Annotated in this window: 16 protein-coding genes and 1 pseudogene; 1 reads left to right on the forward strand and 16 read right to left on the reverse strand. The window is 53.7% G+C overall.

Annotation, left to right across the window (positions count from 1 at the left end; genetic code table 11):
* Positions 1 to 390 precede the first annotated feature (390 nt).
* The 13 genes from fliR to fliF form a co-directional block, all read right to left on the reverse strand.
* On the reverse strand, positions 391 to 1,176 hold the full coding sequence (gene fliR / locus F3I20_RS08660; RefSeq protein ID WP_150037488.1) for a flagellar biosynthetic protein FliR: 786 nt from the start codon (positions 1,174 to 1,176) through the stop codon (positions 391 to 393).
* Positions 1,176 to 1,445, reverse strand: coding sequence for a flagellar biosynthesis protein FliQ (gene fliQ, locus F3I20_RS08665; RefSeq protein WP_003854466.1), 270 nt, complete (start codon positions 1,443 to 1,445; stop codon positions 1,176 to 1,178). Before fliQ ends, fliR begins: the two co-directional genes overlap by 1 nt.
* 25 nt (positions 1,446 to 1,470) lie before the next feature.
* The gene (fliP, locus tag F3I20_RS08670) at positions 1,471 to 2,202 is read right to left on the reverse strand and encodes a flagellar type III secretion system pore protein FliP (protein WP_010247675.1); all 732 of its coding nucleotides are present in this window, start codon (positions 2,200 to 2,202) and stop codon (positions 1,471 to 1,473) included.
* Entirely contained in the window at positions 2,202 to 2,600 is a 399-nt protein-coding gene (gene fliO / locus F3I20_RS08675) for a flagellar biosynthetic protein FliO (protein ID WP_150014846.1), read from the reverse strand. Before fliO ends, fliP begins: the two co-directional genes overlap by 1 nt.
* A gap of 10 nt (positions 2,601 to 2,610) precedes the next feature.
* Entirely contained in the window at positions 2,611 to 3,018 is a 408-nt protein-coding gene (fliN, locus tag F3I20_RS08680; RefSeq protein WP_013358288.1) for a flagellar motor switch protein FliN, read from the reverse strand.
* Complete coding sequence (gene fliM / locus F3I20_RS08685; protein ID WP_150014848.1) at positions 3,011 to 4,018, reverse strand: flagellar motor switch protein FliM; 1,008 nt, start codon at positions 4,016 to 4,018, stop codon at positions 3,011 to 3,013. The genes fliN and fliM overlap by 8 nt, the downstream gene beginning before the upstream one ends.
* Before the next feature lie 4 nt (positions 4,019 to 4,022).
* The gene (fliL, locus tag F3I20_RS08690; RefSeq protein ID WP_061062737.1) at positions 4,023 to 4,508 is read right to left on the reverse strand and encodes a flagellar basal body-associated protein FliL; all 486 of its coding nucleotides are present in this window, start codon (positions 4,506 to 4,508) and stop codon (positions 4,023 to 4,025) included.
* Between the two features lie 127 nt (positions 4,509 to 4,635).
* A complete protein-coding gene (locus tag F3I20_RS08695; protein WP_150037487.1) occupies positions 4,636 to 5,919 on the reverse strand; it encodes a flagellar hook-length control protein FliK in 1,284 nt (427 codons plus the stop codon).
* Positions 5,916 to 6,359, reverse strand: coding sequence for a flagellar export protein FliJ (gene fliJ / locus F3I20_RS08700; protein WP_003854478.1), 444 nt, complete (start codon positions 6,357 to 6,359; stop codon positions 5,916 to 5,918). The genes F3I20_RS08695 and fliJ overlap by 4 nt, the downstream gene beginning before the upstream one ends.
* Before the next feature lie 19 nt (positions 6,360 to 6,378).
* The gene (fliI, locus tag F3I20_RS08705) at positions 6,379 to 7,749 is read right to left on the reverse strand and encodes a flagellar protein export ATPase FliI (protein WP_150014852.1); all 1,371 of its coding nucleotides are present in this window, start codon (positions 7,747 to 7,749) and stop codon (positions 6,379 to 6,381) included.
* Positions 7,749 to 8,441: a flagellar assembly protein FliH gene (gene fliH / locus F3I20_RS08710; RefSeq protein ID WP_150014854.1), complete on the reverse strand. Its 693-nt coding sequence runs from the start codon at positions 8,439 to 8,441 to the stop codon at positions 7,749 to 7,751. Before fliH ends, fliI begins: the two co-directional genes overlap by 1 nt.
* Positions 8,434 to 9,426, reverse strand: coding sequence for a flagellar motor switch protein FliG (gene fliG, locus F3I20_RS08715; protein WP_150037486.1), 993 nt, complete (start codon positions 9,424 to 9,426; stop codon positions 8,434 to 8,436). The genes fliH and fliG overlap by 8 nt, the downstream gene beginning before the upstream one ends.
* Entirely contained in the window at positions 9,423 to 11,150 is a 1,728-nt protein-coding gene (gene fliF / locus F3I20_RS08720; protein ID WP_150014858.1) for a flagellar basal-body MS-ring/collar protein FliF, read from the reverse strand. Before fliF ends, fliG begins: the two co-directional genes overlap by 4 nt.
* A gap of 232 nt (positions 11,151 to 11,382) precedes the next feature.
* Between fliF and fliE the strand changes: the two genes are divergently transcribed.
* A complete protein-coding gene (gene fliE / locus F3I20_RS08725) occupies positions 11,383 to 11,694 on the forward strand; it encodes a flagellar hook-basal body complex protein FliE (protein ID WP_013358280.1) in 312 nt (103 codons plus the stop codon).
* Between the two features lie 31 nt (positions 11,695 to 11,725).
* Here fliE and F3I20_RS08730 read toward each other — a convergent pair.
* From F3I20_RS08730 to F3I20_RS08735, 3 genes and pseudogenes are all read right to left on the reverse strand, one after another.
* A pseudogene (locus F3I20_RS08730) lies at positions 11,726 to 12,001 on the reverse strand (tyrosine-type recombinase/integrase); the annotation flags it as partial.
* Between the two features lie 74 nt (positions 12,002 to 12,075).
* Positions 12,076 to 12,216 (reverse strand): hypothetical protein, encoded by a 141-nt coding sequence (locus tag F3I20_RS23905; protein WP_156085418.1) that lies wholly within the window; start codon positions 12,214 to 12,216, stop codon positions 12,076 to 12,078.
* 182 nt (positions 12,217 to 12,398) lie between these two features.
* Positions 12,399 to 13,712, reverse strand: coding sequence for a hypothetical protein (locus F3I20_RS08735; protein WP_150053185.1), 1,314 nt, complete (start codon positions 13,710 to 13,712; stop codon positions 12,399 to 12,401).
* Between the last annotated feature and the right edge of the window lie 700 nt (positions 13,713 to 14,412).

Genomic DNA, 14,412 nt, shown 5'->3' on the forward strand with positions numbered 1-14,412 from the left:
ATTTTTTGAGAACTATGTCACTATCCCTGAAAACAGGAAGTTTTCTGATAGGACAATTCTCAAAAACATTTGTTTTACGAAAGTGTGAAGTCTCAGCGTGCGATGACAATGCCGGAAAAAACATTTTTTAACAAGAAAAATCACTTAAAGTTTTTTTCCTTGTAAATTCAGTCCATTGCCGGTTTTGCCTGCACATTCACAGTCTGACCGCTTCTGTGAACCACCCAACTAAAATACGCGAAGCCCGGTTTAATAAGAATTATTTTCAGACTCTCAGCACATTTATCAGAATTTCCTTAGTTGCATTCTGGAAAACATGGTTCGGAAAATGCAGGGATGGTTTTGCGATACTTAAGTGTCGCTGAGCAAAGGTAGTTAGAAACTTAATGTTCAGGGGCGGGATAGTTCTGTCAGGAACAGGGCCAGTAAATCAAATATTTCACTGAACAAATGCTCACAGAACGGGGCCAGCAGGGGCATCAGCAGGCTGATGGTTAAAATTCCGACTGATAAGGTAATCGGGAAGCCAATTGCGAAGATTGATAACTGTGGTGAAACGCGGTTTAACAAACCCAGTACCAGATTTACCATGAGTAACAAAACGATTAAGGGCAGCGCTAACATCATGCCATTAAGGAAAATTAATCCGCCGGATTTCACCAGCGCCATAAATGCGTTGGCATTCAGGGGGTGACCGCCAATCGGCAGCGTATGAAAACTGTCCGCCAGCAGTGAGATCAGCCAAAGATGTCCGTTAAAGGTCAGGAACAGCAACATGGCCAGCATGTCGAGAAAACGGGCCAGCACCGGCATATTAAGACGGCTGCCAGGGTCAAAAAAGGTGGCGAACGAAATGCCCATCTGCAAACCAATGACTTCCCCGGCAAGACGCACAGCTGCAAACGCAAACTGCATGGTAAAGCCCAGCGCGATACCAATCAGCATCTGCTGAATCAGCAGCCAGAAACCAGCAGGGGAAAACAGAGTCACATTGACAGCAGGCAACATCGGCATCAGCAGCCAGGTGATCATCACCGCCAGTCCGATTTTGACACGTTTGCTGACGGATCGTTCACTGAGGATCGGCGCAGTGGCAAACAACGCCATGATGCGCACCAGTGGCCAGAAGAACTGGCTGACCCACTGAACCAGCTGGCTGCTGTCGAGAGTAATCATCAGCCGATGATATAAGGCAGGTTGGTAAAGACGGTGCGGATATAGTCCAGCAGCAGATTCAGCATCCATGGGCCGGCAATGATACCAGTGGTGGCAACCGCCAGGATCTTAGGAATAAAGGATAAGGTCTGTTCGTTGACCTGGGTCGCCGCCTGGATCAGGCTGATCAGCAGACCGCTGACCAGAGCTGCCAGCAGCAGCGGGGCGGCCAGCATCAGGGCGACGCGCATCGCTTCCTGTCCCATTACCATTACTGATTCGGGTGTCATGTCGTGCTCCGGTAAGAAAAGGGGATCAGGAGTAGAAGCTTTGCGCCAGTGAACCGACCAGCAGTTGCCAGCCATCGACCAGAACAAACAGCATCAATTTAAACGGCAGCGCAATGGACGCTGGCGGAACCATCATCATCCCCAGCGCCATCAGCACGCTGGCGACGACCAGGTCAATGATCAGGAACGGGATAAATACGGTAAAGCCAATCTGGAACGCGGTCTTCAGTTCGCTGGTCACATAGGCGGGCAGCAGAATACGCATGGGCACCGCTTCAGGACCGGCAATCGGCGCGGTATTCGCCAGACGGGCAAACAGGGCTAAATCTGCTTCACGGGTCTGACGCAGCATAAACTCGCGCAGCGGCTGGGCTCCTTTATCAATCGCCACTTCCATGCTGATCTTGTCCTGGCTGAACGGCAGGTAAGCATCCTGATAAATCTTGTCGAAGGTCGGTGCCATAATAAAGAAAGTCAGAAACAGCGACAGTCCGAGCAGCACCTGGTTAGGCGGCGCAGAGGGCGTGCCCAGCGCGTTACGCAGTAAACCAAACACAATGATGATACGGGTGAAGCTGGTCATCATCAGCAGCACGGCCGGAATAAAGGTCAGCGCAGTGATAAAGACCAGCGTCTGTACCGGCAGTGACCAGCTCTGACCGCCATTCGGCAGTGAGTGACTCACCAGGCCCGGCAACTGGGCATGGGCAACCGGTGCCAGTAGCAGCAGTGGCAGTAAAGGAAGCAGTCGACGCATCATTGTGGTTTTCCGGGACGTTTAACCAGATTCTGTAACAGCTGACGAAAATCCTGTGGCGCACGGTCAGCCGGCGTCACAGAGACCGGCTCACCCGGCGGCAGCGTATGCAGATGAGTAATCTGCTGGGCAGTGACGCCCAGCACCAGACGCGCGTCAGCAGTATCGACAATCACTACCCGCTCACGCTGGCCCACTGAGACGCTGGCCGTGAGTTTCAGCTCCTGACCACTGACCTTTTTCGGCGCAAAGCCGGCACGGCGTGCCAGCCAGGCGCAGGCCAGAATCAATAAAATAATCACTGCTAACACGCTGCTGACCTGTGCCAGCATAGAACCGGTCGAAATCGCCTGTGCGTGCGGTGCGGCCGGTTGCAGCGTTTGATTCTGGCTATTCATAATGTGACTCTTAGCGACTCAGACGACGCATACGTTCAGACGGGGTGATGATGTCAGTGATACGAACGCCATATTTGTCGTTCACAACTACTACTTCACCCTGTGCAATCAGGTAACCGTTGATCAGGATATCCAGCGGCTCACCTGCCAGTCCGTCCAGTGCTACCACCGAACCCTGCGTCAGACGCAACAGCTCTTTGATGGTCATCTTAGTGCGGCCCAGTTCGACGGTGAGTTTCACCGGGATATCCATAATCAGATCGATATCCTGCAACGAGCCCGCGACATTGCCGCTGTCGAATGACTTAAAGACGTCATCGGTCTGCGGCGCACTGCTGCTGCCGACCTGCTCGTTCATCGCTTCAGCCCACAGATCGTCCGCAGAGATATCGTCAGACGGTTTATTACTGTCAGTCATGGGGCTGTTCCTCGTTAAGCGAATTCAAAATCGGGTTAATCAGGTGTTCGACACGGAGCGCATATTGCCCATTCATCGTGCCATATTGGCTGGTTAAGACCGGGACGCTATCGACATGGGCGATAATGCGTTCCGGCTTCTCAATCGGCAGCACATCACCGGGTTTCAGCTGCAGAATCCGTGACAGACGCAGTGACGTTTCGGCAAAGTGAGCAATCAGTTCCAGCTCAGAGTGCTGCACCTGTTTGACCAGGTTATCGCGCCAGTGGTTATCTTCCTGGCGGGAGTTTTCGAGCGGTGGGTTCACCAGCAGCTCGCGCAGCGGTTCAATCATTGAAAACGGGATGCAGATGTTAAACTCACCCACCAGGTTGCCAATCTCCACCTGGAACGGCGTGTTAACCACGATGTCGTTCGGTGAAGTGGTGATGTTGGTGAACTTCACCTGCATCTCTGAACGTACGTACTCGACGTCCAGGGGATAAATCGCCTTCCATGCATCGCTGTAACCATCCAGCGCCAGCTTCAGCATGCGGCGGATAACGCGCTGCTCGGTATGGGTAAACTCACGGCCTTCGACTTTCGTCGGGAAACGTCCGTCACCACCAAACAGGTTGTCGACGGCGATAAACACCAGGCTGGGTGAGAACACCACCAGCGCCGTGCCGCGCAGCGGTTTCAGGTGGATCAGATTCAGGTTGGTTGGCACCGGCAGATTGCGGGCAAACTCATGATACGGCTGAATCTTGATCGTCCCGACGCTGATATCCGGGCTACGGCGCAACAGGTTAAACAGCGCCATACGGAAACTACGGGCAAAACGCTCGTTAATAATCTCCAGCGCCTGCAAACGCTCGCGCACCACGCGGCGCTGGGTATTCGGGTCGTAAGGCCGAATATCGCCCTCCGGCCCGTTTTGTTTCTTTTCTTCTTCCGCGCTGCCGCTGTCGCCGTTTAAAAGGGCGTCAATTTCAGCCTGGGAGAGAATGCTATCGCCCATTGATTCACCTCAAAATGAAGGCAGTAAACAGCACGTCGTTTACAGCCTGCGGAGGTTGACCTTTTACCAGCGGGGGTGTCAGCGCCTGTTTGATTTGTTCAACAAGCGCCTGTTTTCCTTGCTCTGTCGCCAGCGCCGCAGCGCTCTGACGCGAGAGCAGCAGCAGCAGACGGCTGCGCACCTCAGGCAGATAGTCATTCATCCGACTCCGGGACTCCTCATCGGCCAGACGCAGGGTAAAGCCTACGTAAAGCACGCGGTCAGGATCGTTGTCGGGATTGACCAGGTTAACCGTAAATGTATCAAGTGCAAAAAAGACCGGAGCGGGAGGCGGTTCAACTTTCGCCACCTCAGGCTTATCGCCCTCGTGTTTATTCATCATTCGCCAGACTGCATAGCCTGCCACGCTGCAAGCGGCCAGCGTCAGAATGATCAACACTGGTATTAAGAGTTTACGTTTGCTGCCTTTTGCTTTCGCGTTATCAGACATGGTGCAGTTACTTCCTGTGAATTATGGGCAAGCCTCTCGGCTCACGGGACAGATTATCCGCGTCTTAAGTCAAACCAATGGGTAGAAAAGACGCGGGTTTTACGCTTACCTTCAGCGTTTGCCGCTGTCAGGCGAAAGTGTCGACGGCGCTGTTGCCGCTAACGCGAGCCTGAAGGGCAGCGGGAACGGCAATCGGCGTAATGTCGGTGTCACTGTCCTGGGTGAGGGAGAAGCGGCCATGCTGTCCATCGCGGCGCGCCTCCTGCTGTTGCTGGAATTGCTGGCCCTGCGTGGAACTGTCACTGCTCACCTGACTCTCGCCCAGGTTTATACCGCTCTCTGCCAGCGCGCTGCGAAGCTGCGGTATCGCGGCTTCCAGTGCCGATCTGACGTGGCTATGGCTGGAAACCAGATTAATTTGTGCCTGATCGTTATCCAGTTTCAGGCTGATCTGGATAGCGCCAAGGTCTTCCGGATGTAAACGCAACTCCGCGTTCTGCTGGCCGTTGCGGCTGAACATCACAATCTGCTGACTCAGCGCCTGCTGCCACTCGTCGCTGCCCAGCTGTGAATTCAGCATCGGGGTGGACGGGGTGCTGCTGGTCGCGGAGGCGGTCACAGGCGCGGGCAGGCTGCTGGCGCTGGCGAACGGCGTGGCGCTGATCGCGTTGTCGCTGGTACTGGCTTTGATCGCACCCTGATCATCCTGCTTCACCATAGTGCTCAGCGCCTGCTGGAAACTGCTGTCGAGTATCAGGCTGCTGTTGGTCGCACTTTGCGCGGCAGGCTGATTCTGACTGGCGGTGCTGTTCACGACAGGTGAGTTCAGTGCGGCACCTTTAGCGTCATGCTTCTCATCTTTACCCGGCAAAGGGTTATCCGGTGCGTGGCTCTGCTGCGCACTGTTCAGCAGTTGCGTCAGCGAGGTCTGACTTTTCCGGCCGGTGTCGGTCTGGGCAATCAACTCACCTGCTTCACTGCTGACCGGCGTCGAAGGCGTCGCTGTCGGCGTCACCGCAACCGGTAACATGGCGAACAGTGCCTGCACATTCTGCATGTCACTGGCGCTTAAGGTTGCGGCCTCCGGCTTGTCTTTATCATCGGCTGATTTTATACCAGCTTTAATATTTTCCGGTTTAAACAGGGCGGTCAGTTCAGCAGGATTATCCAGCGCGGCCATCAGCGCATTCAGCGGCGCTTTTGGTCGGGCGTCATCGGCAGTTTCTGCTTTAACGTCAGCGGATTGCGCCGCTTTTCCCTGCTGTTTCGCCAGGCCTGCCAGCTGGTTTCCCAGCGTGGTCAGAAAGTCCTGCGGCAGGGCATCAGCCCCTGCTGCAAGGTCCGTCGCGCCTGATGGTTCCGCGTCGGTTTTAGCCGCCGCTTTTATGCCAATGTGTGGCAGCGTAATCATTCGCCTCTCCTCGATGCGGCCCGTTGGGCAAATTCATCCATCCGTTTCTGGTCGAGACGGTTTTCCTGTCGTAAAGCATTTTCCGCTGCCCGTGTTATCAGAGTCTGATAGGCGTTCAGCCGCTGTTGTTTGTCGCGCCAGTTGATTAGCGCCTGCTCCAGTCGCTGATTCCAGTTATTAAGCTGGTTGCGATGCTGCTCAATCGCTTTTTCCAGCGTCTGAATAAACTGGTGATAGTTCGTCCAGCGGGTGCTGGCGATGCCGGACGACATGTCATCGTTGAGCTTGTTGCGATACTCGTCCTGATAATCGAGCAGCATCGTCAGTTGCTCGTTAGCGGCGTGCTGGCCGCGGCGCATATCGCCTAAATAGATGGCGGCACGTTCGAGATCCTGCTCCGCTAAGTCGCGCAGCGTATCAATGGCATTTGCAGTTTTCATTGCCGTTACCTCGCGTTAATCACTGTGACGAGCCGAACAGCGCATGCAGATGCAGGCTGGCGTCGTCATAATCGCTGCGCTCAAAGATGCCCTGTTGCAGGAAGGCTTCCATCTGCGGATAGAGCCTGATGGCTTTATCGAGCATCGGATCGCTCCCGGCGGCGTAGGCACCGACGCTGACCAGATCGCGGTTACGCTGGAAGCTGGAGAGCAACTGCTTAAACTGGCGCACCTGCGCATAGTGGTTCTCATCGATCAGCGAGGTCATCGCACGGCTGATCGAAGCTTCGATATCAATAGCCGGATAGTGACCCGCTTCCCCGAGCCGGCGCGACAGCACGATGTGGCCATCGAGGATGGCGCGCGCGGAGTCTGCGATCGGATCCTGCTGATCGTCGCCTTCGGTCAGGACGGTATAGAAGGCGGTGATCGAACCGCCGCCGTCGATGCCGTTACCGGCACGCTCAACCAGCGCAGGCAGTTTGGCGAACACGGAAGGCGGGTAGCCTTTGGTTGCCGGTGGCTCACCAATCGCCAGGGCGATCTCACGCTGCGCCATGGCGTAGCGGGTCAGGGAGTCCATAATCAGCAGCACATGCTTGCCGCGATCGCGAAAATCTTCAGCGATACGGGTGGCGTAAGCGGCACCCTGCATACGCAGCAGCGGCGAAACATCTGCCGGGGCAGCTATTACCACCGAACGGGCTCGGCCTTCAGCACCCAGAATGTTCTCAATAAAATCTTTCACTTCGCGGCCACGTTCGCCAATCAGACCGACCACGATAACGTCCGCTTTGGTGTAGCGCGCCATCATCCCGAGCAGCACGCTTTTCCCCACGCCTGAACCGGCAAACAGACCCATACGCTGCCCGCGACCCACCGTCAGCAGGGCATTAATGGCCCGCACGCCGGTATCCAGCACATCGGTAATCGGCGTACGCTGCAGCGGGTTAAACGGCGGGGTGATCAGCGGTGCGCGATAGCCGGTATCCGGTGACGGCAGACCGTCCAGCGGTCGGCCGCTACCGTCGAGCACGCGGCCCAGCAGTTCCGGTCCCAGCATCAGCTGTTTGCCCGCCTGCGGGTTGTCACCATTCTGGCGCGCATAGACCCGCGCACCCGGTAAAATGCCGTCGACTTCTTCCAGTGGCATCATCAGCAATTTCTGACCGTTGAATCCCACCACTTCGCTTTCGATTTCGCTGATGGTTTTGCCATCGTTGCGTTCGATGATGCAGGTCGCACCCAGCGGCAGCTGTAAACCCGTCGCTTCCAGCACCAGACCGGTCGCGCGGGTCAGGCGGCCATAACGGCGCACCGCCTGCACCTGGTTGATGCGTTTTTCAAAGACGTCGAGCGAGCCCAGCCAGCGATTCAGACGGGTGGTCATCAGATTTCTCCCGGCGCGGCAAGGCGGCAGAGTTCCTGCCAGCGCGTTGCGACGCTGGCATCCAGATCGCCATCTTCAGCGCTGAGTTTGCAGCCGCCAGGGTGCAGGGTGCTGTCTGCGATCAGCCGCCAGCCGTGCAGATCCAGCGTCGGACCTAAAGTCTGCTCAATACGCTGTAAGTCGTCCGGGTGAACACGCAGCTGCGGTTTGCCGCTGAACATCGGTTCCTGCTGCAGCAGACCCTGAATCTGGCGGAGCAGGGCGGTACCATCCACCGTAGTGGCCTGACCAATAACCGAGCGAGCCGCTTCCAGCGCCAGCTGCATCAGACGGGCAGCAATTACGCTATCCAGTGACTCCAGCGTGTTCTGGAACTCCGTTACGAGCTGCTGCATCCGCGCCTGAAGCGGTGCCTGCTGCTGCCGGGCATCCGCCAGCCCCTGCTGAAAACCGGCGTCGTAGCCCGCTTTCTGGCCTTCGGTCATACCCTGCTGATAGCCTTCGTTGTAACCCTGACCCTGCGCCTCTTTGCGCATCTGCTGCTGCAGACGTTCGAGCTGCTGTTGCTGCTCATCCACGCCCTCTTCAGCTTCGTAAATTTCTGGCTGCAGCTCCGGTTCAGGCTCATCAAAACGGCCTAAATCAGTGGGCTGCCACAGCTGCCAGGGACGGGCAGAAAATGCATCAGACATAAGTTTCCTCGCCACCACCAATCACCATCTCGCCCGATTCGGCCAGGCGACGGACCACCAGCAGGATCGCTTTCTGTTCGTTCTCTACTGCGGACATACGCACCGGACCCCGGTTGGCCAGATCGTCGCGCAGGATATCGGCCGCTCGGGCTGACATGTTTTTGAGGAACTTCTCGCGCAGTGGCTGTTCGGCACCTTTCAGTGCAACCAGCAACTGTTCGGACTCCACTTCCTGCAACAGACGCTGGATGCTGCGGTCGTCCACTTCCACCAGGTTTTCGAACAGGAACATCTCGTCGATAATTTTCTGCGCCAGTTCGCCATCGAAGTCGCGTACCGCTTCGATAACGGCCTCTTCCTGCTGCGTTTTCATCAGGTTGATGATCTCGGCTGCGGTTCTCACGCCGCCCATCTTCGCGCGCTTGAGGTTGGTGCCATCCAGCAGGCCATTCAGCACTTCGGTCAGTTCGGCCAGCGCAGCTGGCTGCACACCACCGAAGGTGGCGATACGCAGCATCACATCGTGACGCAGACGTTCGTCGAACAGCGCCACAATATCGGCGGCCTGACCACGCTTGAGGTGGACCAGGATGGTGGCGATGATCTGTGGATGCTCGTCGCGGATAAGGTCGGCGGCAGCCTGCGGCTCCATAAAGTTGAGCGTTTCCATCCCGCTGGTGGTTTCGCGCGTTTCGAGAATGTCTTCCAGCAGGCTGGAGGCGCGCTCTTCGCCCAGCGCCCGGGTCAGCACCGAACGCAGGTATTCGTTGGAGTTCAGGCTCAATGCAGCAAACTGCTCAGCATCGGTTTCAAACTCACGCAATATTTCAGTCAGCTGCTTGTGTGACACCTGACGCATGTTGGCCATCGCCGCGCTCAGGTGCTGTACTTCGCGCTGGTTCAGATGTTTGAAAACTTCCGCAGCGCGCTCTTCGCCGATGGTCATCATCAGGATGGCGCTTTTTTCGGTTCCGGTCAGACTCATAGCTCTTTACTCATCCATTCGCGAATCACCAGCGCAACAACGCGCGGATCGTTTTCTGACATGTCGCGGATGCGTTGACTCATCACTTCTGCGCTCATGCGGTTGTTAGACTTACGTTCCTGCTCCAGCTCGTCTTTGCTGAGCTGCACACTAAAGGCTTCTTCTTCTGGCTGTTCAGCGGCACGAGCGGCAATGGCTTCTGCAGCGGCTTTCTCTGCGGCCTGCTTACGAACCAGGTGCGGACGAACCAGTTTGCGGTAGAGGATAAAGGCTACCAGGGCAATCAACAGCCACTTACCGGCGTTCATCAGCTGATCAAAGAAGGACTGCTGTTGCCAGAAGGGCAGATCGGCGGTCACTGCTTCAGTGGTGTTGAACTGCGAGTTCACGACGTTGACGCTATCGCCACGCGTCTGGGAGTAGCCCATCGCTTCGCGGGTCAGGTCTTCAATCTGCTTAAGTTGCTGTTCGTTCAGCGCAACGGCTTTGCCTTTGTCATCTGCACGGAAGTTAACCACGACTGCCACCGACAGACGCTGTACGTCGCCGACGTTGAGTTTGGTATGACGAATGGTACGGTCCAGCTCGTAGTTCACCGTGTCATCACGACGTGAGTTGGTCGGCGTCGCGCTGGCTGTGGCAGTGCTGGTGGTCTGACCGGCGTTATTCTGTCCGTTAGCATTCTGTCCATTGGCATTCTGACCATTGGCCGCATTATTGTTTGGCGTCGTGACCGGCGCGGTATTGGCTGGCGCAGGCTGGTTAGAGAGCGCGCCTGGCACGCCACCCGGATAAGGGCTGCCCGACTGGTCGCTGGTGCTGGTCTGACGCGAACGGATCGCCGTGTTAGACGGGTTGGCGTTAGGCTGATATTTCTCGTCGGTCTGCTCACTGGTGTCGAAGTTAATCTGCGCGGTTACCTGCGCATGCACATTGCCCTGACCAAGAATCGGATTCAGGATCGCTTCGATACGTTGCTGGTAGCGCGCTTCCACTTCAGACGAGTACTTCAGCTGCGCGTCGTTCAGATCGCGACCGGCGTTATCAGAACGGGTCAGCAGGCGACCAGTCTGATCGACCACGGTGACATTGCCCGGCGGTAAACCGGCGACGCTGCTTGAAACCATGTGGGCGATGGCCTGAATCTGGCCTTCATCCAGCGCACGGCCAGGCTGCAGAGTTAAGGTGACAGAGGCGGATGGTGCTTTCTGCTCACGTACAAATAAGGTGGGTTTTGGCATCGCCAGATGAACGCGGGCGCTTTTGACCGGACCCAGTGATTCAATGGTGCGGGCCAGTTCGCCTTCCAGCGCGCGCTGGTAGTTAACCTGCTCGCTGAACTGGCTGATACCGAACTTCTCTTTATCCAGCAGTTCAAAGCCCACCGAGCCGCCTTTTGGCAGACCCTGCTGAGCCAGACGCAGACGCAGCTCATGCACATTCGCTTCCGGCACCATCAGTGCGCCGCCATTTTCGGCGAAGCGGTAGGGGATGTTCATCTGCGTCAGCTGGGTGACGATGGCGCCGCCATCTTCATCAGTGAGGTTGTTATAAAGGACGCTATAGCTGGGCTGCTTTGCCCACAGCACCATCGCGATCACGATCGCCACCACGGCAGCCGCCGCGACGATTAAAGGAATACGCGGATTTGCGCGCAGGCGAGCGAGCAGGTCACCGAAGCCTTTCTTTTCTTGTTCTGTTGTGGCGGCTGTGCTCGCATTCATGACCGATTCCTGCCTGACGTAATTGACCGGGTAAGTTGAGATGGCAAAACAGACTCCCTGACCTGCGTAGATAAAATTTCCACTTCAATGCCAGGCATTATTAGGTGATAAGCAAAATTCGATGGCTGGATAAGGTAGGTTTTTTGCTGTCATTTAGCGGCTTTGTCTCATTGACAACGTGCTAACTTTTCCTCACATCAAAAATGTCATCCTCTTTAATAAGGTATCGTTCATGTCTATTCAGGCAATTGACGGCGTACTGCAGCAGCTTCAGGCGACCTCACTGCAGGCCAGTAACCGCAGCAGTGAAGCCACTAATCAGATCGATTTCGGCGCGACCATGAAAGCGGCGCTGGATAAGATCAGCGAGACGCAGACCACCGCCCGCACCCAGGCGCAGGATTTTGAAATGGGGAAACCCGGCATCGCGCTGAATGATGTGATGGTCGATCTGCAGAAATCATCCATCTCTATGCAGATGGGGATTCAGGTCAGGAACAAGCTGGTGTCGGCTTATAGTGAAATTATGAATATGCAGGTTTAGGCGGGTAACTGTCTGAAGATGCTGAAGTTTATCATACTGCCACTTTGGTGAAGCACGTATGTAGCACAAGATCGCTCATTTTCGTGTTGATGAGTGATAGCTGGTCGGTATTGTTCTCTGACATCCAGGCGCCATAAACCCGGTACACCATCTGCGCATCGGAGTGACCCATTTGCGATGCAACGTAGTTCGGGTTTGCGCCTGCTGACAGAGCCCAGCATGCGAACGTATGACGCGACTGATAGGCTTTCCGGTGACGGAGGCCTGCACGCCTCAGTGCGCCGGTCCATATCTGCCCGAATGATTCAGTTGTTGAAATGGCGCTAGTTTAAGTAAATTTATTTTTGGCAACCGTCGCTGGCGGGTTATCAATCCACTTCCCTATAGCCTTCCTGTCGCGAATTCAGAGCAGCACGATACCAATAAAAAAAGCGAACCTGGAGTGAGCTCGCCGCTTGAGATGTTGCGGATATTCTTCATCACTTCTTTATCGCCGTTGACCCAACCTTCTTCATAATCCATCTCTCCTTTTTAACAATGACGGCACACTCAACAACCATGATCCAGTTCATGCTGATTGCCGCCTGGAAACACGTCACTCAGAGTGCGAGAGTGGGAAGGTTACTTCAGTGTCCGCTATGAGTCATTTCTCATTATTGAGTTATATCATACCGATGGAAAAAAGCCCCGTAAGGGGCTTTCTGTTATTTTACGCATCCAATGCTTTGGACATACCCTGAGGGCAACCTTATATACCAGTCTGCAGAAGGCAATATTTTTATCCGACTAAAGCCTGTCCCTTCATCGCTGGCACTGCATAAGGCATTGGTATAAATATAGTCCAGCGGTATACGACGCTTATCCTGTGAGCTTTCAAACGTGTTTTTTAGTCCACAAGCGTAAACGATGATTAATAATAAAACGACAACATATCTGAACCGTCTTTTTTTAAACTGGCCCAGGCAAACTGCAATTAGCACGGATGAGATGATGTTTATTCCCATAAAATAGCGATCGGGATATGTCGAGTTGTAACCGTTGAGCAGGCCCGTAATACCAGATCTGCCTGCTGCCGTAGCGGCATCATAGATGATCAACATGAAAAAGAGCAGCAATATTGAAATGCGTACCTGTGGTTCAGCTTTGATATAAGCGACAAGAATCAGGAGAAAATAACCAAGCGTCAGTATAATTGCAGATGCATTGCCTAATTTATCATAGAAACTAAAGACAAAAGGAAAAAGTATCGACCTGGCAGTTAACATCTCAATAAGATTGCTGCTATTAAATGCCCCTAAAATACCCCCGCTTCCATTCATTCTGGGAACAATAACGATAAAAAGAACCAACATTGCAACTAGCAGGGGGGCAAATCCGATGAGTAACTTCTTTTTATCTTCTGTGCAGAAAAACTTAATGAAGAGATATGAGCCTGTAACGGCAAAATTTACCGGGTTCGTAGCCGCCATCAGGAAGATAAGAATGTCACAGACGGCCCTGCGTTTTTTGCATGATGAGCTGTCACGATAAAGATGGGCGCATATCGACAAAACGGGCATATAGAAGCCAATCTGAACTAACGTTCCAATGGATTCTGCCTGCGAGACGCCAAGCGGTACCAATACAGACATCATGAAAGCAAGCACTGCCATCATATTATTGGCGTAGCGGCGAACAGTAAAATATATGATGACTGAAGTCAGAGCATAAAAAGCATAAGAAATAAGCGCAATAAAAAGAGGCAGAAGCATGAGTACGCTGCCGCTAAACACCTTACTAAGGAGTGCAGATGAAAACAGAAAAAATATATTGAAGAAAACAAAGTAGTCAGGACGGGCATGAAGGAAAGTGTATAGCCATCCATTTGACAATGCAGAGCCAATCCAGACTCCGTCCTCAGCATATATCGTGGGGGTGATAACAGGCTGGGGAAATCTGGCAAAAAATATCAGGAATGAGATTACGAAAGTAATCATGGCTACTTTCGAATGGCTTAAAGTTTTAATAGGAACCTCCATAATGCTAAATCAATGTAGCGTAAAAGCGAATATCAGGATGAATGGTATGCTCGGGCATTTAACACATATGACAGATAACGGGCTGTGGATACGTAACTAAACATCTCATTTCACTAACCTTCTTTTATCGTTAGACGATTTTCTGTATGAGCGACTTACCAGTGGATATGCAGGCTGAATGACTATCATTCTTTTCTCGCCATTCATTGCCTGTGGTGTAATCCCTGAGACATGTTAGCAATGACGTTCATGTGCCGTCCCTGAATTATGTATGTTGGCAAATATCACTACTAAAGTGATTTAATCATAAAATTCAGGATGTTATTCATCTCCAGAGCAGGTTGTCAGCTCAGTTGCATCTTATACTAAGTCAGAAGAGCAGGCATAAAAATCTTCATTTTTGTTGTGTTCAACATTCCTGGTGAGCAAAAAGCCGGCCCGAGCTAATGCACATCCATGCCGGATAAAGCTTAATGGATGCCTACAGTGAGATCATTATCTCGTTAACCCGCAGCCTAAAAGAGCGGACAGAAAGATCGGGGACATGTTAGCAGAGTCTGGCACGCTCAACGGTAAAACGGATGCGAGAGTGTGATGTCATATGTAATCGATTAGCCGTCAGCATGGCGTTAATGTCTGTTTGCACAATCCCGAAAATCCGGTCAGAACTTACTGATTCCAGCGTGCTGTAAGATTCATA

Origin of the sequence: Candidatus Pantoea gossypiicola (assembly GCF_008632075.1) — a bacterium.
In the GTDB taxonomy this organism is placed as follows: Bacteria; Pseudomonadota; Gammaproteobacteria; order Enterobacterales; family Enterobacteriaceae; genus Pantoea; species Pantoea gossypiicola.